The sequence below is a fragment of the Streptomyces sp. NPDC029836 genome, assembly GCF_055574495.1.
In genome coordinates this window covers 138,248-160,979 of the sequence record NZ_JBVHZI010000013.1, presented here as the reverse complement: position 1 = coordinate 160,979, position 22,732 = coordinate 138,248, and the positions used below count along the sequence as shown (strand labels likewise).

General features: G+C 72.6%; 22 protein-coding genes, 1 tRNA gene and 1 pseudogene. 14 read left to right on the top strand and 10 right to left on the bottom strand.

All coding sequences use genetic code 11. The annotated features are described in order from the left end of the window. From ACZ4XJ_RS30420 to ACZ4XJ_RS30405, 4 genes and pseudogenes are all read right to left on the bottom strand, one after another. Positions 1–350 (bottom strand): annotated as a pseudogene (locus ACZ4XJ_RS30420) (2-oxoacid:acceptor oxidoreductase subunit alpha); the annotation flags it as partial. Positions 351–606: 256 nt separating this feature from the next. Then, a complete protein-coding gene (locus ACZ4XJ_RS30415) occupies positions 607–1,266 on the bottom strand; it encodes a response regulator transcription factor (RefSeq protein WP_362883886.1) in 660 nt (219 codons plus the stop codon). A gap of 260 nt (positions 1,267–1,526) precedes the next feature. Further along, positions 1,527–2,846 carry a sensor histidine kinase gene (locus ACZ4XJ_RS30410; protein ID WP_468498039.1) on the bottom strand — a complete coding sequence of 440 codons (1,320 nt, stop codon included), beginning with the start codon at positions 2,844–2,846 and terminating at the stop codon, positions 1,527–1,529. 478 nt (positions 2,847–3,324) lie between these two features. After that, on the bottom strand, positions 3,325–4,482 hold the full coding sequence (locus ACZ4XJ_RS30405; RefSeq protein WP_362883853.1) for a sensor histidine kinase: 1,158 nt from the start codon (positions 4,480–4,482) through the stop codon (positions 3,325–3,327). Positions 4,483–4,638: 156 nt separating this feature from the next. Between ACZ4XJ_RS30405 and ACZ4XJ_RS30400 the strand changes: the two genes are divergently transcribed. The 12 genes from ACZ4XJ_RS30400 to ACZ4XJ_RS30345 all read left to right on the top strand — a co-directional run bounded on the left by ACZ4XJ_RS30400 (position 4,639) and on the right by ACZ4XJ_RS30345 (position 16,673). Next, positions 4,639–5,064, top strand: coding sequence for an NADH-quinone oxidoreductase subunit A (locus ACZ4XJ_RS30400; protein WP_362883854.1), 426 nt, complete (start codon positions 4,639–4,641; stop codon positions 5,062–5,064). After that, a complete protein-coding gene (locus ACZ4XJ_RS30395; RefSeq protein ID WP_468498038.1) occupies positions 5,055–5,672 on the top strand; it encodes an NADH-quinone oxidoreductase subunit B in 618 nt (205 codons plus the stop codon). Before ACZ4XJ_RS30400 ends, ACZ4XJ_RS30395 begins: the two co-directional genes overlap by 10 nt. A 175-nt stretch (positions 5,673–5,847) precedes the next feature. Further along, positions 5,848–7,461, top strand: a complete 1,614-nt coding sequence (locus ACZ4XJ_RS30390; protein WP_468498037.1) for an NADH-quinone oxidoreductase subunit C — start codon at positions 5,848–5,850, stop codon at positions 7,459–7,461. After that, positions 7,458–8,426: a complex I subunit 1/NuoH family protein gene (locus tag ACZ4XJ_RS30385; RefSeq protein WP_362883857.1), complete on the top strand. Its 969-nt coding sequence runs from the start codon at positions 7,458–7,460 to the stop codon at positions 8,424–8,426. Before ACZ4XJ_RS30390 ends, ACZ4XJ_RS30385 begins: the two co-directional genes overlap by 4 nt. Beyond that, positions 8,426–9,019 carry a NuoI/complex I 23 kDa subunit family protein gene (locus tag ACZ4XJ_RS30380; RefSeq protein ID WP_468498036.1) on the top strand — a complete coding sequence of 198 codons (594 nt, stop codon included), beginning with the start codon at positions 8,426–8,428 and terminating at the stop codon, positions 9,017–9,019. Before ACZ4XJ_RS30385 ends, ACZ4XJ_RS30380 begins: the two co-directional genes overlap by 1 nt. Then, positions 9,016–9,666 carry an NADH-quinone oxidoreductase subunit J family protein gene (locus ACZ4XJ_RS30375; RefSeq protein ID WP_468498035.1) on the top strand — a complete coding sequence of 217 codons (651 nt, stop codon included), beginning with the start codon at positions 9,016–9,018 and terminating at the stop codon, positions 9,664–9,666. The genes ACZ4XJ_RS30380 and ACZ4XJ_RS30375 overlap by 4 nt, the downstream gene beginning before the upstream one ends. Beyond that, positions 9,666–10,025 carry an NADH-quinone oxidoreductase subunit NuoK gene (gene nuoK, locus ACZ4XJ_RS30370; RefSeq protein WP_362883862.1) on the top strand — a complete coding sequence of 120 codons (360 nt, stop codon included), beginning with the start codon at positions 9,666–9,668 and terminating at the stop codon, positions 10,023–10,025. Before ACZ4XJ_RS30375 ends, nuoK begins: the two co-directional genes overlap by 1 nt. Continuing rightward, a complete protein-coding gene (locus tag ACZ4XJ_RS30365; protein WP_468498034.1) occupies positions 10,022–12,070 on the top strand; it encodes an NADH-quinone oxidoreductase subunit 5 family protein in 2,049 nt (682 codons plus the stop codon). The genes nuoK and ACZ4XJ_RS30365 overlap by 4 nt, the downstream gene beginning before the upstream one ends. Before the next feature lie 38 nt (positions 12,071–12,108). Further along, the gene (locus ACZ4XJ_RS30360) at positions 12,109–13,662 is read left to right on the top strand and encodes a complex I subunit 4 family protein (RefSeq protein WP_383989244.1); all 1,554 of its coding nucleotides are present in this window, start codon (positions 12,109–12,111) and stop codon (positions 13,660–13,662) included. Positions 13,663–13,667: 5 nt separating this feature from the next. After that, entirely contained in the window at positions 13,668–15,215 is a 1,548-nt protein-coding gene (locus tag ACZ4XJ_RS30355) for an NADH-quinone oxidoreductase subunit N (protein ID WP_468498040.1), read from the top strand. A gap of 205 nt (positions 15,216–15,420) precedes the next feature. After that, entirely contained in the window at positions 15,421–16,284 is an 864-nt protein-coding gene (gene htpX / locus ACZ4XJ_RS30350; protein ID WP_388888004.1) for a zinc metalloprotease HtpX, read from the top strand. Then, a complete protein-coding gene (locus ACZ4XJ_RS30345) occupies positions 16,281–16,673 on the top strand; it encodes a YccF domain-containing protein (RefSeq protein WP_362883867.1) in 393 nt (130 codons plus the stop codon). Before htpX ends, ACZ4XJ_RS30345 begins: the two co-directional genes overlap by 4 nt. A gap of 394 nt (positions 16,674–17,067) precedes the next feature. On the opposite strand, the gene ACZ4XJ_RS30340 is transcribed toward ACZ4XJ_RS30345, so the two are convergent. From ACZ4XJ_RS30340 to ACZ4XJ_RS30330, 3 genes are all read right to left on the bottom strand, one after another. Then, complete coding sequence (locus tag ACZ4XJ_RS30340) at positions 17,068–18,306, bottom strand: APC family permease (RefSeq protein WP_362883869.1); 1,239 nt, start codon at positions 18,304–18,306, stop codon at positions 17,068–17,070. A gap of 18 nt (positions 18,307–18,324) precedes the next feature. Further along, complete coding sequence (locus ACZ4XJ_RS30335) at positions 18,325–19,752, bottom strand: SulP family inorganic anion transporter (protein ID WP_468498033.1); 1,428 nt, start codon at positions 19,750–19,752, stop codon at positions 18,325–18,327. Positions 19,753–19,998: 246 nt separating this feature from the next. Continuing rightward, positions 19,999–20,487: a YajQ family cyclic di-GMP-binding protein gene (locus ACZ4XJ_RS30330; RefSeq protein ID WP_362883873.1), complete on the bottom strand. Its 489-nt coding sequence runs from the start codon at positions 20,485–20,487 to the stop codon at positions 19,999–20,001. A 202-nt stretch (positions 20,488–20,689) separates the two neighbouring features. Between ACZ4XJ_RS30330 and ACZ4XJ_RS30325 the strand changes: the two genes are divergently transcribed. Then, positions 20,690–20,771 (top strand) — tRNA-Tyr (locus tag ACZ4XJ_RS30325). A gap of 195 nt (positions 20,772–20,966) precedes the next feature. Here ACZ4XJ_RS30325 and ACZ4XJ_RS30320 read toward each other — a convergent pair. Further along, on the bottom strand, positions 20,967–21,215 hold the full coding sequence (locus tag ACZ4XJ_RS30320; protein WP_468498032.1) for a hypothetical protein: 249 nt from the start codon (positions 21,213–21,215) through the stop codon (positions 20,967–20,969). Next, a complete protein-coding gene (locus tag ACZ4XJ_RS30315; RefSeq protein WP_468498031.1) occupies positions 21,209–21,475 on the bottom strand; it encodes a hypothetical protein in 267 nt (88 codons plus the stop codon). Before ACZ4XJ_RS30315 ends, ACZ4XJ_RS30320 begins: the two co-directional genes overlap by 7 nt. Before the next feature lie 103 nt (positions 21,476–21,578). On the opposite strand from ACZ4XJ_RS30315, the gene ACZ4XJ_RS30310 reads away from it, so the two are divergent. Further along, a complete protein-coding gene (locus ACZ4XJ_RS30310; protein ID WP_468498030.1) occupies positions 21,579–22,019 on the top strand; it encodes a DUF3574 domain-containing protein in 441 nt (146 codons plus the stop codon). A gap of 7 nt (positions 22,020–22,026) precedes the next feature. Here ACZ4XJ_RS30310 and ACZ4XJ_RS30305 read toward each other — a convergent pair whose 3' ends face one another. Further along, complete coding sequence (locus ACZ4XJ_RS30305; RefSeq protein ID WP_362883878.1) at positions 22,027–22,683, bottom strand: SDR family oxidoreductase; 657 nt, start codon at positions 22,681–22,683, stop codon at positions 22,027–22,029. Positions 22,684–22,732 lie beyond the last annotated feature (49 nt).

Below are 22,732 nucleotides of genomic sequence, written 5' to 3'. Positions count from 1 at the left end.
TTCATCGCGACCAGCACGTTCGGCGCGTCCCCCGGCGTCAGGATGTCGTGATCGGCGAAATGCAACTGGAACGACGACACCCCCGGCAACGTCCCCGCGGGAGCCCTGATCTCGGCCGGAAAGTTCGGCAACGTCGAAAGGTCGTTGCCGAAGGACGCCGTCTCCGAAGTGAAACGGTCACCCGTCAGCTGCATACCGTCACCCGAATCACCCGCGAAACGGATGATCACACGATCGACGCGGCGGATTTCCTTGCCGGATCCATCCGTACGGGGCGCTGCGCGCTGCCCCGCGATGGCTCCTCCGGCCCCGTCGGCCTGCTCGGCCGGGCTACTGACCTGGCTGGTCACTGAACTGGACCTCCTTCGAGGCTGGGCGTTCGTTCCCAAGGCCAACCCTACGTCCGCGGGGATGTCCAACCCTGGGTTTCCCACATCGTGGAACATCGCGCTGGACCGTGTGTCCAGCGGACGTCGTGCGCTACACGGATATTCCTAACCCCCCAGGGGCGATGTCGGGGGTCGAACCGCGCGACCCGCCGTCACCGCCACTGCTTCGCGTGCTTCCGACTTCCTGCGGCACTTCATCTGACAGAGTGTCAGTCGATCAAGATTTCAGATAGGTGAGAACCGCCAGAACGCGCCGGTGATCCCCGTCACTCGGGGACAGCCCCAGCTTCATGAAGATATTGCTGACGTGCTTCTCCACCGCCCCGTCGCTCACCACCAGCTGTTTCGCCACGGCCGAATTCGTGCGCCCTTCCGCCATCAGCCCCAGTACCTCGCGCTCGCGGGGGGTCAGCCCCGCCAGTACGTCCTGCTTCCGGCTGCGCCCCAGCAGCTGGGCGACGACCTCGGGGTCCAGCGCCGTACCGCCCCGCGCCACCCGCACCACCGCGTCCAGGAACTCCCGTACCTCGGCCACCCGGTCCTTGAGCAGGTACCCCACACCGGTGGTGGAACCGGCCAGCAGTTCGGTGGCGTACTGCTCCTCCACGTACTGCGACAGCACCAACACCCCGATCCCCGGGTACTCGCGGCGCAGCCGCACGGCGGCCCGCACCCCCTCGTCGGTGTGCGTCGGCGGCATCCGTACGTCGGCCACCACCACGTCCGGCAGCGCGTTCTCCGCCGCCAGCTCCGCCACCGTCTTGATCAGGGCTTCCGCGTCCCCGACGCCTGCCACGACGTCATGCCCCCGGTCGGTCAGCAGCCGGGTCAGGCCCTCACGGAGCAGCACTGAATCCTCGGCGATGACCACCCGCACCCTGTCGTCCACGTTTCAGCAGCTCCCGCATCGTCACTCGTCGTCCGCACACCCACATCCGTCACCGGGCGTGCCCGGCATGGCCAAGCATCCCAGCCCGGTGGCGCGGAACGGCCCGGTCCGGCCAACCCGTATGCGTACGGAGGGAGTTTCCGGGCACGGAAGGGGCCCCGGCGGTGTTGCGCGCCGGGGCCCGAGCGGTGGGGCGTTGGTAGGGCGTTGGGGTGGTGGTGCGGTGCGGAGTGCCGCGCGGCCGTGGGTCAGGGCCGCCAGGGGAGTTCGGCGGTCACCGTCGTCCCGTGGCCGGCGGCCGAGTCGACGACGAGCACGCCGTCCACGGCGTCCAGCCGCTCGGTCAGCCCCGCGAGCCCGCTCCCGCTCCCGACGCCGACGCCGACGCCCACGTCCGCCCCGCCCCGGCCGTCGTCCGCGACCTGGATCAGCAGGCGCTCACCGGACTTCCAGACGTCGACGGAGGCCGAACGGGCCCGGGCGTGCTTGCTGACGTTCTGCAGCAGCTCGGAGACGGTGAAGTACGCGATCCCCTCGATGGCGGCCGCCGGGCGGGCCGGCAGGTCCACCGCCACCCGCACCGGGACGGTGCACCGCGAGGCCACCGAGGACAGCGCCGCGTCCAGTCCGCGGTCGGTCAGGACGGCCGGGTGGATGCCGCGGGCGAGGTCGCGAAGCTCCTGGAGGGCCACCTTCACCTCGCCGTGCGCCTCGTCGACCATGCGGGCGGCGGCCCGCGGGTCCTCGGCCAGCTTCTCCTTCGCCAGCCCCAGGTCCATGGCCAGCGCCACCAGCCGGGCCTGGGCGCCGTCGTGCAGGTCGCGTTCGATGCGCCGCAGGTCGGCGGCGGCGGTGTCCACGACGACGCCGCGGTCCGACTCCAGCTCGGTGACCCGGCTGTCCAGGCGGGAGGGGCCCAGCAGCCCCGTGATGAGCACCCGGTCGACGGTGGCCAGCGCGCGGATGACCCAGGGCGTGGCCAGGGTGACGGTCAACCCGATCAGGCTGGTCGCGGCGATGGCGAGCGGCGAGTCGAGGTAGAAGGAGTAGTCGTCGTTCTGGAACAGCTGGAGGCCCGGCTGGTCGCTGAACGCGGGGAACACCCAGAACCACAGCGGGTACAGCAGGTAGCCCCACCCGGCCGCCCACAGCGTGAGCGACAGGACGAACGCGAACACCGCCCACGGGAAGTGGATCACCGAGTACAGCAGGTGCCGCCAGGCGCTGCCGCTCTTGAGTAGCGCCCCCACGGCCGGCAGCAGTCCGCTCTTGGCCGCCCGGATCGGAGCCGGATCGGCGAGCGGCACCCGCAGCAGACCCCGCACCCGGGCCCGCTCCACCTGACCGAAGCCCCGGCACATCGCCAGCACGCCCGCCAGCACCGGAACGCCGACGAAGGTCACCAGCAACCCGGCGCCGAGGCTCACCCCGGTGACGGCCAGCGAGAAGTACAGGGTGCTCAGCGGCAGACCGAGGAGCAGGTACGTCAACTCCCGCCAGGTCCGCGCCGCCAGCGGCGCCCGCAACACCTCGACGACCCCCCGCCCGCCGTCCTTGCCGTCGCCCATGTCCGACCCGCCCTTCGCGTCATCCCCGGTGCCCGGATGTCCCGGTGTCCCGATGCCCCCGTGTCCGGGTACACCTCCACAGTGCCGCCGCGGCCCCGCCCCGGACCATGCGGCGGGTCGGCGTCCGCGCAGGGGGGTTATCCCCACCCCGACCGCCACCCCGACCGCCACCCCAACCGCCGCCGCGACGACCCCGGACGGGGCGGGGCGTGTACGCGGCGTGCGGGGTCGGCCGGGGCGGCCCGGCCGACCCCGCACGCGGACGGGACCCCCGCCCGCGTGGGCAGGGGTCCCGGTCGGTGCCCGGTGGGGCCTGGGTACGGTCGCGCCGGGCGGTGCCCGCCGGGCGGGGGTCCTGGTGGGCAGAGGTTCTGGTGGGCAGGGTTCCCGGGCGGTGTCCGCCGGGCGGGGGGTCCCGGTGGGCAGGGTTCCCGGGCGGTGTCCGCCGGCGGGGGTCCTGGTCAGGGCCCGGTAGGGCCTACGTGCGGTCGCGCCACGGCAGTTCCGCCGTCACGACCGTGCCCTCGCCCTCGGGGGAGTCCAGGACGAAGACCCCGTCCACCGCCCCCAGCCGCTCCGCGAGGCCGGCCATGCCGGTGCCGCCCGACAACCGCGCGCCGCCCCGACCGTCGTCGGACACCCGGATCAGCAGCCGCTCCCGCGACCGCCACACCTCGACGCTCGCCCCCCGCGCCCCCGCGTGCTTGCTCACGTTCTGGAGCAGCTCCGACACCACGAAGTACGCGATCCCCTCGATCGCCTCCGCCGGGCGCCCCGGCAGGTCCACCGCCACCTTCACCGGCACCACGCACCGCGACGCCACCGACGACAGCGCCGCGTCCAACCCCCGGTCCGTCAACACCGCCGGGTGGATGCCCCGCGCCAGATCGCGCAGCTCCTGCAACGCCAGCTTCACCTCGCCGTGTGCCTCGTCGACCATCGCCGCCGCCCCCTCCGGGTCCTCCAGCAGCTTCTCCTTCGCCAGACCCAGCCCCATCGCCAGCGCCACCAGCCGCGCCTGCGCCCCGTCGTGCAGGTCCCGTTCGATGCGCCGCAGGTCCGCCGCCGCCGTGTCCACGACCACCCCGCGGCCCGACTCCAGCGCCGCGATGCGCCGCTCCAACTCGTCGGAGGGCGACAGCAGGCCCCGTACCATCGCGCGGTCCACGTTCGCCAGGCCGCGCACCACGTACGGCAGCACCGGCCACAGCACGAACAGCCCGGTCAGCGCGACGGTGAAGGTGAGCACCCCCCACGGCAGCCTGACCAGCTCGTACAGCACCGTCCGCCAGGCCACCGGGTCCTTGACGGCCGCCCACAGCCACGGGAAGAACCCGCCCGACCGCTTCGGACCGGGAAGCGGAGTCGGCTCGTCCACCCGTACGCCCAGCAGCGCCCGTGCCCGCGCGCGATCGAGTTTGCCGAGCTGCCGTGACCCGTAGAGCACGCATGCGAGCAACGGCAGACCGATCGCGGTCACCGACAGGCCACCCGCCGTCGAAATCATGACAACCGTGTAAACGAAACCGATCAGCGCCACCGGCAGGTTGCTCAGCAGGTACGCGATCTCCTTCCACGTCACCGCGTCGAAGGCCGGGCGCACCGGAGGAGGGGAGGCTTGATCGTTCACTGTCATGGGCCACAGCCTGCCAATTCGGGGGCGCCGCTGCCATGGGGTGACCAGGCGATGGTGAACGGGGGATAACCCCACCCCGCCGGGCCCAGGCCCTAGACTCCCGTCCGTACCAGATCAACAACACCGTCGACAGTGGCCCAGAAGCGAGGAACGGACGTGCCCGACCCCACGGTGGCGACCGTGCCCGCGAACGCGATCGCGAGCGTGCTCGCCGCGGACTATTTCCGAAGCTATTCGGTCGTCGGGCTGCTCGCCGTCCTCGGCGTGCTGTTCGTCGCCGTGGCCTTCGGCGCCGGCCGACTGCTGCGGCCCGTCGTCCCCACCCCCGAGAAGCTGCTGACGTACGAGTGCGGCGTGGACCCCGTCGGCGAGGGCTGGGCGCACACCCAGGTCCGCTACTACGTCTACGCGTTCCTCTACGTCATCTTCGCCGTCGACTCCATCTTCCTGTTCCCCTGGGCGACGGTGTTCGCCGCCGCCGGCTACGGCGCCACGACCCTCGTCGAGATGTTCATCTTCCTGGGGTTCCTGGCCGTCGGCCTGCTCTACGCGTACAAGAAGGGCGTCCTCGAATGGACGTGACACCGGCCCCGGCCGCGGCCGCGAGCCCCGCCGAGCCCCAGCTGCTCCCGGAACCCAAGCGCCTGGGAGTCCTCTCCCGTCTCGCCCCGGAACCGATGAAGGTCGTCCTCAACTGGGGACGCCGCTACAGCCTGTGGGTCTTCAACTTCGGCCTCGCCTGCTGCGCCATCGAGTTCATCGCCGCGTCCATGGCCCGGCACGACTTCATCCGCCTCGGCGTGATCCCCTTCGCGCCCGGCCCGCGCCAGGCCGACCTGATGATCGTCTCGGGCACGGTGACGGACAAGATGGCCCCGGCCGTCAAGCGGCTCTACGAGCAGATGCCGGAGCCGAAGTACGTCATCTCCTTCGGCGCCTGCTCCAACTGCGGCGGCCCGTACTGGGACTCGTACTCCGTGACCAAGGGCGTCGACCAGATCATCCCCGTCGACGTGTACGTACCCGGTTGCCCGCCGCGCCCCGAAGCACTCCTCCAGGGCATCCTGAAGCTCCAGGAGAAGATCGCCAGAGAGTCCCTCGCGGAACGCTATGCGGCGGGCCCCTCCGTCGCCCAGCTCACCAGCGGCCTGGTCACGCCCCCGCCCGCGACCCCGGGAGCCGGTGCGTGAACCTCTACGACAGCGTCCCGGCGACGGCCCCGTCCGCGATTCGGACGAGCGGGCGCGTACGCCTTTGCGCCGGTGGCCCGGCGATGGCCCCGCCCGCGACCCCGGTGAGCGGGCGCGTAAACCTTTGTGACGGCGGCCTGGTCACGGCCTCGCCCGCGACTCCGGGAGCCGGCGCGTGAACCTCTACGACTCCCTGCCCGACGCCGCCCCGGCCGTCTTCGGCGCCGAGGCCGTCGCCTCGTACGCGTACGAGGTCCTCACCGTCGACGTCCCCGTCGGTTCCTGGATCCCCGCGCTCGAAATCGCCCGCGACAAGCTGGGCTGCACCTACTTCGACTGGCTGAGCGCCGTCGACGAACCCGGCACCGGCTTCCGGATCTGCGCGCACCTCGTCTGCCTGGAGAACCACCGCGTACGCCGCCTGCTGCTGCGCACCACCGTCCCGCACGGCGCCCCCTCGCTGCCCTCCGCCGTCGCCGTCTACGCCGGCGCCGAATGGCACGAGCGGGAGACCTTCGAGATGTTCGGGGTGACCTTCACCGACCACCCCCACCTGGTGCCGCTGCTGCTTCCGGAGAACTTCGAGGGGCACCCGCTGCGCAAGGACTTCGTCCTCGCCGCGCGCGTCGCCAAGGCGTGGCCCGGCGCCAAGGAGCCGGGCGAGGGCCACGACCCCGACGCCCCGAAGCGCCGCCAGATGCTCCCGCCGGGCGTCCCCGACCCGAACGACTGGGGCCCCCTCAAGGGCCAACTCCCCCCGGCCCCCGCCCGCCCCGCCCGCACCCCCCGAGCCGGCGCCCCGACCCGCACCCCGCGCGAGGGCGCCCCGACCCGCGCCCCGCGCGAGGGCGCCCCGACCCGCCGCCCCCGCCCGGGCGCGGAGGGCGCGGCCCCCGCCGAGGCCTCGGCAACCCTGCCGTCCCCGGAATCGGACGCCCCGATCCGCCCGCCCCGCCGCACCCGCTCGGTGTCGGACGGCTCGGCGAGCCAGGGCGCGCCGGAGACCACACCGTCGCCGGAGCCGTCGGACGCCCCGCCCCGCCGCACCCGCTCGGTGTCGGACGGCTCGGCGAGCCAGTCGGCGGCGGAGGCGGCCGCACCGTCCCCGGAGTCGGAGACCCCGCCCCGCCCGGCCCGCCGCACCCGCTCGGTGTCGGACGGCTCGGCAAGCCAGTCGGCGGCGAAGCCCGCGCCGTCCCCGGAGCCCGACGCCCAGGCCGGCTCCGCGCCCGACGGTTCGGCGGGCTCGGCACCCGAGGCCGAGTCGGCCCCGGGCTCCGTGGCCCCCAACCGCCCGCCCCGGCGTACCCGTTCCGCCGCCGACGGGTCCACCGGTCAGGCCACCCCGCCGGGGACGGAGCCCGCACGCCGCCCGGCCCCGCGCAGCGCGGACGCGCCCTGGCACAACCCGAAGCCCGCCTTCGAAGACCCGGCAGCACCCGCCACGGCCGAGTCCGACCCCGCGCCGGCCCCCGAGCCGTCGCCCGCGCCCCGGTCTTCGCCCGCAGCCGGGCCCGACCCCAAGCCGGAGCCCGCAGCCGCGCCCGAGGGCGATGCTGCGTCACGGCCGGAGGCCGACCCCGAGCCGGAGCCCGCAGCCGCGCCCAAGGCCGAGCCGGAGCCCGTAGCCGGGCCCGACCCCAAGCCGCAGGCCGAGCCCGATCCCGCGTCCCGGGCGGAGTCCGAGCCCCGGCCCGACCCCGCGTCCCGGCCCCGACCCGCTCCCCAACCGAAGCCCGGCCAGGGCAACGGCAATCCCGACCACGACACCACCGGAGGCGACGCGTGAACGACGTCCTCGACGTCGCCCTGCGACTGATCGTCGTCTTCGCCGTCTTCCTCGTGCTCCCGCTCGTCGTCGGGCAGGCCGAGCACAAGGTGATGGCCCACATGCAGGGCCGCCTCGGCCCCATGTACGCCGGCGGCTTCCACGGCTGGGCCCAGCTCGTCGCCGACGGCGTGAAGTTCGCGCAGAAGGAGGACATCGTCCCGGCCAACGCCGACCGACGGATCTTCCAGCTCGCCCCCGCCGTCGCGCTGCTCCCGTACCTGCTCGTCCTCCTCGCCATCCCGGTGGGCCCGGGCGAGGGCGCCGTCGGGCAGGTCATCGACGCGGGCCTCTTCTTCGCGCTCGCCGTCATGGGCGTCGGAGTGCTCGGCTCGCTCATGGCCGGCTGGGCCTCCGCCAACAAGTTCTCCCTCCTCGGAGGCCTCCGCACCGCCGCGCAACTGCTCGCGTACGAGCTGCCCATGCTGCTCGCCGCCGCCTCCGTCGCGATGGCCGCCGGGACCGTGTCCCTGCCCGGCATCGTCGAGGCCTTCGAGTGGTGGTGGCTGCCCTGGCAGATCACCGGCGCGCTCGTCTTCTTCATCGCCGGCCTCGCCGAACTCCAACGGCCCCCCTTCGACATGCCCGTCGCCGACTCCGAGATCATCTTCGGCGCGTACACCGAGTACACCGGTCTGCGCTTCGCACTGTTCCTGCTCGCCGAGTACGCCGGCATCGTCGTGCTCTGCGCCCTCACCACCGTCCTCTTCCTCGGCGGCTGGCACGGCCCCTTCGGCGGTGACGACCTCGGCTGGGTCTGGACCCTCCTCAAGGTCGCCGTCCTCGCCTTCGTCGTGATCTGGCTGCGCGTGAGCTACCCCCGCCTGCGCGAGGACCAGCTCCAGAAGCTCGCCTGGACCGTGCTCATCCCCCTCGCGCTCGCCCAGATCGCGCTCACCGGCATCGTGAAGGTGGCGATCCAGTAATGTCCCCGGTTCCCGGATCCGGCCTCGCCAAGGGCCTGGCCGTCACCCTGCGCACGATGACCAAGCGCGCGCACACCGCCCAGTACCCCGAGGCACAGCCCGAGCTCCCGCCCCGCAGCCGCGGGGTCATCGGCCTGTTCGAGGAGAACTGCACGGTCTGCATGCTGTGCGCCCGCGAGTGCCCCGACTGGTGCATCTACATCGACTCCCACAAGGAGACGGTCCCGGCCGCCGCCCCCGGTGGTCGCGAGCGCAGTCGCAACGTCCTCGACCGGTTCGCCATCGACTTCTCGCTCTGCATGTACTGCGGCATCTGCATCGAGGTGTGCCCCTTCGACGCCCTGTTCTGGTCGCCGGAGTTCGAGTACGCGGAGACCGACATCCAGGACCTCGTCCACGAGCGGGACAAGCTCCGCGAGTGGATGTGGACGGTGCCGGCGCCGCCCGCCCTCGACCCGGCCGCCGAGGAGCCCAAGGAGATCGCCGCCGCCCGCAAGGCCGTGGAGAAGTCCGAAGCCGCCGCGGCCGCGGCCGCCGCAGCGGCAACCGCCACCGGCGACCAACCCCCGACCACCCCGGAGGCAGACGCGTGAGCCCCGCCGCGACCCTGGCCGCCGCCGCCACGACGACCGGCCCCGGCTTCCTCTCGCCGACCGGCGTCGAGATCGCCTTCCTCCTCGTCGGCCTCGCCACCCTCGGCGCGGCCGTCATCACGGTCACCACCAAGCAGCTCGTGCACGCCGCCCTCTGGCTGGTCGTCGCGCTGGGCGGGGTCGCCGTCGAGTACCTGCTGCTGACCGCCGAGTTCATCGCCTGGGTCCAGGTCCTGATCTACCTCGGCTCCGTGGTCGTCCTCCTCCTCTTCGGGCTGATGCTCACCAAGGCCCCCATCGGCCGCTCCCCGGACGCCGACTCCGCCAACCGCTGGGTCGCGCTCGGCGTCGCCGTCACCGCGGGCGCCGCACTCGTCTGGGTGGTCGTCGACGCCTTCCGCACGACCTGGATCGACCTCGACGGACCCGCCCAGGGTTCCACCGCGGTGACCGGCGAGATCCTCTTCCAGCACTGGGTGCTGCCCTTCGAGGCGCTCTCGGTGCTCCTCCTCGCAGCCCTGATCGGTGCCATCGTGCTCTCCCGCAGGAACACCCCCGCCGAGGACGCGGAGGACGCCGCGAACGCGGCCGCCTCCGCCGCCGCGGCGGCCGCCGACGCCACCGGCGACCGGAAGGGGCAGAGCTGATGCACCTCGTCTACCCCGCCGTACTGGCGTCCCTCCTCTTCGCCATCGGCCTCTACGGAGTCCTCGCCCGACGCAACGCCATCCTGGTCCTGATGTCCGTCGAGCTCATGCTCAACGCCGTCAACCTCAACCTGGTGGCCTTCGACGTCTGGCTGCGCGACGCCCTGCACGCGGGCCAGGCCCTCACCCTCTTCACGATCGCCATCGCCGCCGCCGAGATCGGCATCGGCCTCGCGATCGTGCTCATGGTGTACCGCAACCGCGGCACCTCGGACGTCGACCGGCTCCGGGACACCGCCGAAGGCCACGAACCCGCCCGGTCCGACGACACCACCGCCCGGCCGGAGGTCGCCGCGTGAGCACCACGACCCTCGCGGTCCTCGTTCCCCTCCTGCCGTTCCTGGGCGCCGTGGCGGGCCTCCTCCTCGGCCGCGCCGCACCCGGGTTCGTCCGGCCGCTGGCCGTGCTGCCGACCCTGGCCGCCGCCGTACTGGCCGTCCTCGTCGCCGTCCGCCAAGGCGGCGACGGCGCCATCGACACGGCCACCGAACTCACCCCGACCGGCTCCGTGCCGATCGAGCTGTCCCTGCACATCGACGGCTTCGCCGTGCTCGTCGCCGTCCTCGTGGGCGTCGTCGCCACCTGCGTGCAGCTGTACTCGACGGCCTACCTCCGTGACGACCCGCGCTACCCGTCCTACGCCGCGCTCGTCTCCCTGTTCACCTCCGCGATGCTGCTCGTCGTCTACTCCGGCGACCTGATGGTGCTGCTGGTCGGCTGGGAGGTCATGGGCATCTGCTCGTACTTCCTCGTCGGCCACTACTGGGAGACCGAAGCCGCGCGCTCCGCCTCCCTCAAGGCGTTCCTCGTCACCAAGCTCGGCGACGTCCCCTTCCTGATCGGCCTGTTCGCGCTCGCCACGGACGCCGGCTCCTTCCGGATCACCAAGATCCTGGACACCGTCGCCGCGGGTGGACTCGACCACCCGACCCTGATCGCGCTGCTCCTCCTCGCCGGAGTCGCCGGCAAGTCCGCGCAGTTCCCGCTGCACACCTGGCTGCCCGACGCCATGGCCGGCCCCACCCCGGTCTCCGCGCTGATCCACGCCGCGACGATGGTCGCCGCCGGCGTCTACTTCATCGCCCGCCTGCTGCCCGTCTTCGCGGCGTCCCGCGCCGCACTGGTCGTGATGGCCGTCATGGCGGCCATCACCATGATCGGCTCGGCCCTCGCCGCCCTCGCCCAGGACGACATCAAGCGGGTCCTCGCCTACTCCACCATCGGCCAACTCGGCTACATGACCGGAGCCCTCGCCGTCGGAGACCGCGGCGCCGCCGTCTTCCACCTCCTGTCCCACGGCGCCTTCAAGGCGCTCCTCTTCCTCGGCGCCGGCGTGATCATCCACGCGGCGGGCACCAACTCCCTCGCCGCGATGTCCCGCATGGACGGCCTCACCCGGCGCGTCCCCGACGCGTTCTGGACGATGACGCTCGCCCTGCTCGCGCTCGCCGCGATCCCGCCGTTCGCCGGCTTCTTCTCCAAGGAAGCCGTTCTCGTCGCCGCCGAGCAGACCGCCCTCGGGCACTCCGACTCCGCACCCTCCTCAGCCGGCTGGCTCGTCCTGGTCGCCGGCGTCCTCACCGCCCTGCTCACCGCCGCCTACGCCACCCGGCTGTGGCTGATGGCGTTCCGCGGCCGGGGCGCCGCCGCCCCCGACCACGGCAAGGAACCCGTCGCCATGACCGGCGTGCTGTGGCTGCTGGCCGTCCCCACGGTCGGTTTCGGCCTCGCCGCCGGTCCTCTCGGCGACTGGTTCGACGGCCAACAGCTCACCCCGACCGTGACCACCTCGGTCATCGGCACGGGCGCCGCCCTCATCGGCGTACTCCTCACCTACGGCCTCTGGCAGCGCGCCACGGCCCGCCTCGCGACGGCCCCCGCTCCCGTCGGCCCCGCCGCCGCGGCGGCCGCGACGGACACCCCCGCCGTCACCGCCACCGTCTCCGCGGCCACCGCCGCCGCCGAGTCCGCCGCCGAGACCCCCGAGGTCGCGGAGGTCACCCACGAGCACCCCGCCGTCCCGGCGGGACCCGCCCCCGACCCCGGACGCGCCCTCCTCGGCCCCCTGCACCGCCACGCCGCCGACGGATTCCACCTCGACGCCGTCTACGACCGCCTGTTCGTCCGCCCCGTCCGCGGCGCCGCGAGCCTGGTCCGTTTCCTCGACCGCGAGGTCGTGGACACGTACGTCCGCGGCGCGGGCACCGGCACCCGGCTGCTCGGCGGCCTCGTACGCCGCGCCCAGACCGGCAACGTACAGACCTACCTGAGCGCCCTGCTCGCCGGCGCCGTGGTCCTGGCGATCGCCACCGCCGTCCTCGCCAACGTCAACGCCGGATCGTGAGCCGTGAGTCAGCCGTGATTGATATCAGCCCGTCCGTGATGCAGTTCCTTCTGGCGTTCATCGTGGCCGCACCGCTCCTCGGGGCCGTCGCCGCCCTGCTGCCGGCCCCGCCCGGACTCAAGGGCAGGAGCCCGGAACAGGCCGTCCTGCGCCACGGCGTGACCGTCACCGGTGTCATCCTCGCCGCGGCGATCGCCCTCACCGCGGGCTTCGACCACGACGCCCCGTCCCGCTTCCAGGCGACGACGGACATCAGCTGGATCCAGGCGCTGAACATCCGGATCCACCTCGGCATCGACGGCATCTCGCTCCCCCTCCTCCTGATGACCGCGCTGCTGTTCTTCCTCTGCGCGGTGTACAGCTACTACAAGCTCCCCGAGGGCCCCTCCCCGAAGGCCTTCGTCGCGCTGCTCCTCGTCCTCGAATCGGGGACGCTCGCCACCTTCGCCGTCCTCGACCTGCTGCTCTTCTTCCTCGCCTTCGAGATGGTCCTCATCCCGATGTACTTCCTCATCGCCCGCTGGGGCGGTGCTCAGCGGCAGGCCGCCGCCTGGAAGTTCATCCTGTACACCCTCCTCGGATCCGTCGTCATGCTGCTCGGTCTCCTGCTGATCGGGCTGAACAGCGGCACCTTCGACATGGTGGCACTCGCCTCTGACAACGGCCGCGAACTGACGCACACCACCCAGCTCCTGGCCGTCCTCGCCATCGGCATCGGCCTCGCCGTCAAGACCCCCATGTGGCCGCTCCACAGCTGGCTGCCCGACGCCCACACCGCCGCTCCCACCGTCGGCTCCGTCCTCCTCGCGGGCGTCATGCTGAAGATGGGCACCTACGGGTTCGTCCGCATCCTGCTCCCCGTCACCCCCGACGGCATGCACACCTTCGCCCCGTACCTCGGCGCCTTCGCCGTCGTCGGCATCGTCTACGGATCCCTCGCCTGCCTCGCGCTGGCCCGCAAGGGCAACAAGGGCGACCTCAAGCGGCTCATCGCCTACTCCTCCGTCGGCCACATGGGCTTCGTCCTCCTCGGCATCGCCTCCATGACCCCGACCGGAGTCAACGGCGCCCTGTTCGCGAACATCGCCCACGGCCTGATCACCGGCCTCCTCTTCTTCCTGGTCGGCGCCCTCAAGGACCGCTACGGCACCGCCGACCTCGACACCCTCGCCGGCGCCACCGGCGCCGCCCTCTACGGCCGCGCGCCCCGCCTCGGCGCGCTGCTCGCCTTCGCCGCCGTCGCCTCCCTCGGCCTGCCCGGCCTCGCCGGCTTCTGGGGCGAGATGCTGGCCCTGTTCGGGGCGTTCGACCCCGCCGAGGGCCTCTCCCGACCGGCGTTCCTCACCTACACGGCCGTCGGCGCGTTCGGCACCCTGCTCACCGCCGCCTACCTGCTGATCGTCGTACGGCGCGTCTGCATGGGCGACCCGAAGGCCGACCCCGGGATCACCGTCGCCGACGTCCAGCGCTACGAGTTCGCCGCCTGGACCCCGCTCGTCGCCCTCACCGTCCTCGCGGGCCTGTGGCCCGCGGTCCTCCTCGGCCTCACCGACCCGGCCGTCCAGAAGCTCCTCGCAGGAGGCAACTCATGACGGCCATGACGGCCACGACGGCCCCGATGGTCCTCGCCGCCGAAACCCCCAGCCTCGTCCAGAGCGTCGACTGGCTCGCGATCATCCCCGTCGTGGTCCCCGCCGCCGTCGCCCTGCTCGTCCTGGTCGCCGACCTGTTCCTGCCCGAGGGCCGCAAGCCGCTGCTCGGCTGGATCTCCGTCGCCGGCCTCGCCGCCGCGACCGCCTCCCTGCTGCCCCTGCGCGCCGGCGACCGCACCACCTTCTGCCTCACCGGCGCCCCGACCGCCTGCAGCTACACCGCCGACCACTTCGCGCTCGTCGTGCAGTTCCTGGTCCTCGCCGGCGCGCTCGTCACCGCCCTCATGTCGGTCACCGCCGTCCGCGAGACCCGCATGCCCGCCGGCGAGTACTGGTTCCTGCTGCTCTCCTCCGCCGCCGGCGCCGCCCTGCTGCCCGCCGCCCGCGACCTCGCGACCCTGATCGTCGCCCTCGAAGTGGCCTCGCTGCCCGCCTTCGCCCTCGTCGGCATGCGCCGCGGCGACCGGCTGTCCTCCGAGGCCGCCCTCAAGTTCTTCCTGTCCTCGGTCACCGCCACCGCCGTCTCCCTCCTCGGCGTCGCCTTCGTCTACGCCGCGACCGGCTCCCTGCACCTCGACCGGGTCGCGGACCGCCTCGAAGACGTCCCCGCCCAGTTCGACACCCTCGCCATGGCGGGCGTCGCGCTCACCCTCGTCGGCTTCGCCTTCAAGACCGCGGCCGTCCCCTTCCACTTCTGGGTCCCCGACACCTACGTCGGCGCCCCGCTGCCCATCGCCGGCTACCTCTCGGTGATCGGCAAGGCCGTCGGCTTCACCGGCCTGATCCTCGTCACGGTCATCGCCTTCCCCGCGTACTCCGACATCTGGGGCCCCGCCCTGGCCGTCCTCGCCGCGCTGACCATGACCCTCGGCAACGCCGCCGCCCTGCGCCAGTCCGTGGACCGCCCCCACAGCGCCGTACGGCTCCTCGCCTGGTCCTCCGTGGGCCAGGCCGGCTACCTGCTGGTCCCGATCGCGGCGGCCGCGTACTCCGAACGCGACCAGATCGGCTCCACCGTCGCCTACGCCCTCATGTACGGGGCCGTGAACCTCGGAGCCTTCGCCGTGGCCGCGCTCGTCGCCCGGACCAAGCCCCTGCACCGGATCGCGGACTACCGCGGCCTCTGGGCCGAGCGCCCGTTCGCCGCCCTCGCGCTGGCCTTCTTCCTGCTCTGCCTCGCGGGGCTGCCGCCGGGCATCATCGGCCTCTTCGCGAAGGTCACCGTCTTCCGGTCCGCCGTCGACGCCGGGCTCGGCTGGCTCGCCGTGGTCATGGCCGCCAACGTCGTCGTCGCCCTGTACTACTACCTGCGCTGGACGGCGCTGCTCTTCCGCACCCCCGAGGAAGGGACCGCTCCCGGGCGGCCCGCCGCGGCAAAGGTGCCCTGGCCCGTCACCGCCGCGATCGTGCTCACCGCGGCCACCGCCCTGGTGCTCTCCGGCGCCCCCCAGCTCGTCCTCCGGTTCGCCTCGGGCAGCCTCTTCCCGCAGTAGGCCGTCGCAGGTCGCAGCAGGTTCACCCGCACGGCCCAACGCCCGCCGGTGCCTCCGGGCGGGGCCCGCCGGGGCGGCGGCCCCGCCGCGCCCTGGGAACCGTACGGCTCCATCTGGCGTTGACCAGGAAGGGAGGGTCCACTGGACCGTAGACCCTCAGACCTTGGACGGGGTCCCCCCTGCCGCACCACTTGGAGGGCGTACCGTGCACCGCCGGCACAACGGGCTCAAGACCGCCGTACTCCTCGGCGGGCTGTCCGCACTCATCATCGGCATCGGAAGCTTCTTCGGACGGACGGGTCTCATCGTCGCCGTCCTCGTCGCCCTCGGGACGAACGCCTACGCGTACTGGAACAGCGACAAGCTGGCTCTACGCGCGATGCGCGCCCGGCCCGTGAGCGAGTTCGAGGCCCCCGAGCTGTACCGAATGGTGCGCGAACTCTCCACGTCCGCGCGCCAACCCATGCCACGGCTCTACATCTCGCCGACCGAAGCCCCCAACGCCTTCGCGACCGGCCGCAACCCGCGCAACGCCGCGGTCTGCTGCACCGAGGGCATCCTGCGCATCCTCGACGAACGCGAACTGCGCGGGGTCATCGGCCACGAGTTGAGCCACGTCTACAACCGCGACATCCTGATCTCCTCGGTCGCCGGAGCACTGGCCTCCGTGATCATGTTCCTGGTGAACTTCGCCTGGCTGATACCGATCGGCCGGTCCAACGACGACGAGGGCCCGGGGCTCCTCGGCATGCTGCTGATCATGATCCTCGGCCCGTTGGCCGCGTCCGTGATCCAGCTCGCGATCAGCCGCTCGCGCGAATACGAGGCCGACGCCTCCGGCGCGCAGCTCACCGGCGACCCCCTCGCCCTGGCCAGCGCCCTGCGCAAGCTCGACGCGGGCACCAAGCAGCTCCCGCTGCCCGCCGAACCGCGCATCGAGACGGCGAGCCACATGATGATCGCCAACCCCTTTCGGCCGGGCGAAGGACTGTCCAAGATGTTCTCGACGCACCCTCCGATGGCCGAGCGCATCGCCCGGCTCGAACAGATGGCAGGCCGTAGTCAGTGAAGACCATCCTCAACATCATTTGGCTCGTGCTCAGCGGGATCTGGCTGTTCCTGGGCTACTGCCTGGCCGGCGTGATCCTCTGCATCACGATCATCGGCATTCCCTTCGGCGTAGCGGCGTTCCGCATCGCCCTGTACGCCCTCTGGCCGTTCGGCTACACCGCCGTCGAACGCCATGACGCCGGCGCCGCCTCCTTCGTGGGCAACGTCCTGTGGCTGGTCCTGGCCGGCTGGTGGCTGGCCCTGGGCCACATCGTCACGGGCATCGCGCTGTGCGTCACGATCATCGGCATCCCGTTCGGCATCGCCAACTTCAAGATGGTCCCGCTCTCCCTGCTCCCGCTCGGCCGCGAGATCGTCCCGACGGACGCCCCCTTCGCTCCCCGCTGACCTCGGTCTTCCCGGAGTTGTCCACAGGCCCGGACGGATGTGGGCGTCATGCGTCACCATGAACGCATGAACGAATCCGAGCAGTTGCAGGAGCAAGCCACCGACGGGGTACGAAGCCGCGCGGACGGGCGGCACGCCCGCCCGCCCGCGCGGCCCGGCCCCGGGGAAACGGCCCGGGCCGGGCCCTTGGCCGGCCCTGCCGGGTTCCCCGCGCCGCCACCGGCCGCCGGGCTCTCGTACGCGGGGCTGCCCCGCAGGCCCCGTCCTGCCGCCGCCCCGCCGGGCGGCCCCGCACCCCCGGGGGCCCACCGGTCGCCCCGCACCCGCGGGAGCCCCTCCCCGCCCGGCACATCGCCTTCCCGGGCGCCTCCCGGAGCCCCGCCGCGCCACGGGTTCAGAGCCCGGACCCGCGCCAACTCCGCACGCCGTAGGCCAGCGCGCCCACGGCCAGCACCGCCGCCCCCGTGATCACCGACGAGAGGGGCAGCGCACAGGCCAGCACCACACAGCCGAGCAGCCCGACCGCGGCGACGGCCCGCCCCTTGACAGCTGAACCGAGAGTCCACGCGGAGGCATTCGCGATCGCGTAGTAGGCCAACACTCCGAACGAGGAGAAGCCGATCGCGCCCCGCAGATCGGCCGTGGCCGCGAGTACCGCCACCACCGCGCCCACCGCCACCCCGGCATGGTGCGGAACGCGATGCCGAGGATGTACGGCGGCCAGCGCGCGCGGCAGATGACCGTCCCGCGCCATGGCCAGCGCGGTGCGCGACACCCCGAGCACCAGGGCCAGCAAGGACCCCAGCGCGGCCAACACCGCACCCACCCGGACGGCGGGAGCCAGTTCGGGCAGACCGGCCGCGCGCACCGCGTCCGCCAGCGGGGCGGCCGACCCCGCCAACACGTCGGCGCCGAGCACCGACAGGACCGCCACGGCCACGGCGGCGTACACCGACAGGGCGATCCCCAACGCGATCGGCACCGCCCGCGGGATCGTCCGCTGCGGATCGCGCACCTCTTCGCCGAGGGTGGTGATCCGGGCGTAGCCCGCGAAGGCGAAGAACAGCAGACCGGCGCCCTGGAGCAGCCCCGCGGCGCCGCCCCCGTCCCCGCCCCACAGGCGCCCCGCCTCGGCCGCGCCCGAGCCCAGACAGGCCACGACGACCCCGGCCAGCACCACCAGTACCGCCGCCACGATCAGCCGGGCGATCCGGGCGGACTTCTGCACCCCGCCGTAGTTCGCGGCGGTCAGCGCCACCACGGCCGCCACCGCCACCGCGTGCTGGTGCTCCGGCCAGGCGTAGGCGCCGACGGTCAGCGCCATCGCCGCGCAGGAGGCCGTCTTGCCGACCACGAAGCCCCAACCCGCCACGTAGCCCCAGAACGGCCCGAGACGCTCGCGCCCGTACACGTACGTCCCGCCCGAAGCCGGGTAGCGGGCGGCGAGCCGCGCCGAGGAGTGCGCGTTGCAGTACGCGACGACGGCCGCCACCGCCAAGGCCGCCAACAGCAGGCCGCCGGCCGCGCCCGCCGCCGGCGCGAGGGCGGCGAAGATGCCGGCGCCGACCATCGCCCCCAGTCCGACGACGACCGCGTCGAACACTCCGAGGCTGCGCTTCAATTCCTGGGTCACGGGCGGAGGGTAGCCGGGCTAGACGACGCCCTCCCGACCGGGAAGCGGCTCCCGCTTGCGTTCCCAGCCCTCCAGGGCGGTCAGGCAGGCGTGGTCCAGGTGCCGCAGCCCGCTCAGGTCGAGCCGCACCTGCTTCCCGTTCGGCAGCGCGTCCAGGGCGTCGAGCAACTTGGGCAGCCTCAGGAAGCTGGCGTTGCCCAGGACCCTTACGCACAGTTCCTCGCCCTCCCAGACCTCCTCGATGTGTACGTGTGAGGTCTCCCAGGCCGCCTTGGCGATGGCGAGCCCGAGACCGATCAGCACTCCTTCGAAGAGGTTCGTGACCACGATCGCCGCGGCCGTGACCAGCAGGACCACCGCCTCCCCCCGGTGCGTGCGCCACAGCCCGGCCACGGCCCGGGCCGGCAACAGCTTCCAACCCGCGTGCAGCAGCACCCCGGCCAGCGCGGCGAGCGGGACGATCTCCAGCAACTGCGGGAAGGCGACGGCGAACAGCAGCAGCCACACCCCGTGCATCACCCGGGAGGCGCGGGTCCGGGCGCCCGCCTCCACGTTGGCGGCGCTGCGGACGATGACGGCGGTCATCGGCAGGGAACCGAGCATCCCGCAGACGCTGTTGCCGACGCCCTGGGCGATGAGCTCCTTGTCGTAGTGCGTCCTCGGCCCGTCGTGCATCCGGTCGACGGCGGCCGCGCTGAACAGCGTCTCGGCGGAGGCGATCAGCGAGAGCGCGATCACGGTTCCGACGGCTCCGACGGAGGCGAGCACCCCGAAGTCGCCCCAGCCCGGCGGCGCCACCGCCTCCAGCACCCCCGTCACCCGCACCTTCTCCACGGGCAGGCCCAGCAGCACGGCCACCGCCGTCGCCGCCGCCACCCCGACGAGCGCCCCCGGCACGATCCGCAGCCGGGCCGGCACCCGAGGCCACGCCACCAACACCGCGACGGTCGCCGCGCCCAACGCCACCGCCGACCAGTCGGCCCGCGCCGCGAGCGCCGGTAGCCCGCCCAACTTGGCCAGGGTGTGCCCCGGCGCGGTCACCCCGGCCAGGGCGTAGAGCTGCCCGGCGATCAGCACGAGCCCGATCCCGGCCAGCATCCCGTACACGACGGCGACCGAGATCGCCCGGAACCACCGCCCGAGCCGCAGCACCCCCATGCCCAACTGCAACAGTCCGGCGGCCAGCACCAGGACCCCGAGCGCGGGCAACCCGTACGCCCGCACCGCCTCGTAGACCAGCACGGTGAGCCCGGCCGCCGGCCCGCTGACCTGGAGCGAGCTGCCCCGGAACCAGCCGGTGACCAGCCCGCCGACCACCCCGGTGACGATCCCCAGTTCGGCCGGCACCCCGGAGGCGACGGCCACCCCCACACAGAGCGGAAGCGCGACCAGCGCGACGACCACGGACGCCGCGAGGTCTTGGCGGAACGTGCCGGCCCCAGGCATGCGGAACCCCCCTGCCATCAGGTGATTGACGATTCACCCAGCGTGGAGGCGGCACCGGCCGGTGCCTAGTGATCACAGGGTGGCCGCGCAGGAGCACGCGCCGCTCACGCCCCGCACACACCCTGCGAGCGCCGACGACGAAGGGCGCGACACGGGCGCCCGCCGAAACCTCCCGACGAACCACCCCCGTCGCGCCCTCGGGGCCGTTCAACACCGCACGAACGGGCCCGAACCCGGGCCCGCCGGTCAGCGGTAGTTCACGTACTGGATCGCGAAGTCCAGGTCCTTGCCCTTGAGCAGGGCCTGGATGGCCTGGAGGTCGTCACGGCTCTTCGAGCTGACGCGCAGCTCCTCGCCCTGGACCTGGGCCTTGACGCCCTTGGGGCCCTCGTCACGGATGATCTTCGCGACCTTCTTGGCGTTCTCCTGGGAGATGCCTTCCTCGATCGTGGCGAAGATCTTGTACTCCTTGCCGGACAGCTGCGGCTCACCGGCGTCCAGCGCCTTCAGCGAGATCCCGCGCTTGACCAGCTTGGTCTCGAACACGTCGAGGACGGCCTTGACGCGCTCCTCGGAGTTCGCCTCCATCAGGATCTTCTCGCCGGACCAGGCGATCGACGCGCCCGTGCCCTTGAAGTCGTAGCGCTGCGAGAGCTCCTTCGCGGACTGGTTGAGGGCGTTGTCGACCTCCTGCCGCTCGACCTTCGAGACGATGTCGAAACTGGAGTCGGCCATGTGCTGTGGCTCCTTGAAGTCGGCTGTGATGTGCCCCGAAGGGCGCGGCCGGACATCCCCGGCCCGCTCCGTAAAGCCTAGCCACCGTGCCCGCGTGGAGGGCTGATCAATCCGGTGGCGGACCACCCCCGCACATCGGGTATTGTTTACGTCGTTGCCGCAGAACAACGCCGCAAGGCGAAGTATCCCGGCGACAACCCATGGCGATGTGCCCGAGTGGCCAATGGGAGCGGACTGTAAATCCGTCGGCTTAGCCTACCCAGGTTCGAATCCTGGCGTCGCCACGCGAGTGAAACCCTCGTCCACCTGCGGAAACGCAGTGGACGAGGGTTTCTTCGTTCTCGAACGCAGTCGTGAGCCCCTGCGCCGACCGAGGACGGGGACCCTCAGCAGCCCCGAGGCGCGAAACCAACTTCGGCGGGATGGTCTCGGGTCTGGCGCGGCGGGGGCTGTGCTTGTTCGGTGGGTCAGGGTCAGGGTCAGGTGGGGGTGGCGACCGTCAAGTGGTAGGTCGTGTCCACCCAGAAGCCGCTCGTTGCCGAGGCTTCGATCTCCAGCACGAACTGGCCCGCCGGCAGCGGTTCGAGCGCGCACCACAGGCCCCACGCGACCCGCGGTATCCCCATGAACCGGAACGTTCCCGAGGCGAACTCGCTCACCGTCAGCGGGCAGCTGTTCACCGCCGCCGACGCCCGGGTCACCTCCATCCGCCACGGCTTCGTCAGCAACGGGGGACCACCGGGCGCTGCGTGTTCAGGACAGGGAAGAACAGCCGGCGCCCCGCCGGAACGGTGCAGCGCCGCACCACCCTGCCGCCGAACGTCCCCGCGAGGAACCAGAGGTCCGCCGGCTGCCGCCAATCGGCGTACGCGCCCGTCGTATCGCTCACCGGACTCCGGTCCTCCGGCGCCGACAGGGCCCACTTCCACCACCGGGCCGCCAACCGGCCGCCCTCCGCCGCCCCGACCTGCCAATCGCCGTCGCCCATGCCCCGACCCCGCACCCCGCGCGACCACCCCTGCGGCCGACATCCGGGTGACCCTATCGGGCGCTCCCGCGCACCGATGGGGGCGGCCGGTCGTTCACCGGCCGTGACATGGACAAAGGACACACGCGGAAAGGTCGGCGGCGGCGTCCTGCTCGCCCTGCTCGGCGCCGGCATCCCCGCCCTGGTCGGGGCCGCACTGCACACCCAGGTCGGAGAGCCGTACCGGGAAACCCGGCTGTACTTCGGCACGCAGCGCCCCGACGGCCGGGAACCCGTGGGGGAGGCGGAGTTCCTCCGGTTCCTGGACCACGACATCACCCCGGCCTTCCCCGAAGGACTCACCCTCCAGGACGGCCGCGGCCAGTGGAGCGGACCGGACGGCGCCACCGTCCGGGAGACCTCGTACGAGGTCATCCTGCTCTACCCCGAGAAGGAGGCCGAGGAGCGCACGGTCCGCGTCGAACGGATCCGGCAGGCCTACGAGAAGCAGTTCCAGCAGGACTCGGTCGGTCGCTCCGACGACAAGCTGGACGCCGACTTCTGACGCACGCTCAGCTGCCCGCCATGTTCTTGACGGCCACCGACACCGGCGTCGAGCCCGCGACCAGTTCCAAGGTCAGGCCCGCCGTCGCCGGGGTCTCCACCAGCTCGGCCAGCACCGCCGCGACGTCGTCGCGCGGGACGGACCCGCGGCCCGTGTCCGCTTCCAGACGGACCTCGCCCGATCCCGCCTCATCGGTCAGCGAACCGGGCCGCAGGACCGTCCACTCCAAGCCCAGCCGGGTCCGTACGTACGCGTCGGCCTCGCCCTTCGCCCGCAGGTAGACGTCGAACACCTCGTCGCCGGCGTGCCGCGCGTCCGCGCCCATCGAAGACACCATCAGGAAGCGCCGCACCCGCGCCCGTTCGGCCGCGTCGGCGAACAGCGTCGCCGCGCCCCGGTCCACGGTGTCCTTGCGTTCCGCCCCGCTGCCCGGACCGGCGCCGGCGGCGAACACCGCCACGTCCGCGCCCTGCAGGATCCCCGCCACGTGCTCGACGGACGCCGACTCCAGATCGCACAGCACCGGTTCCGCGCCCGCCCGCCTGAGGTCGTCGCCCTGCGCCGGATCTCGGATGATGCCCGCGACCTCGTACCCGCGCGCGGCGAGCAGGCGCTCCAGCCGCAGCGCGATCCGACCGTGTCCACCCGCGATGACGATGCGCATGTCCCGACCGTACGTCCAGCCGGGCGACGGCGCTCGCGAACCCCCGCCG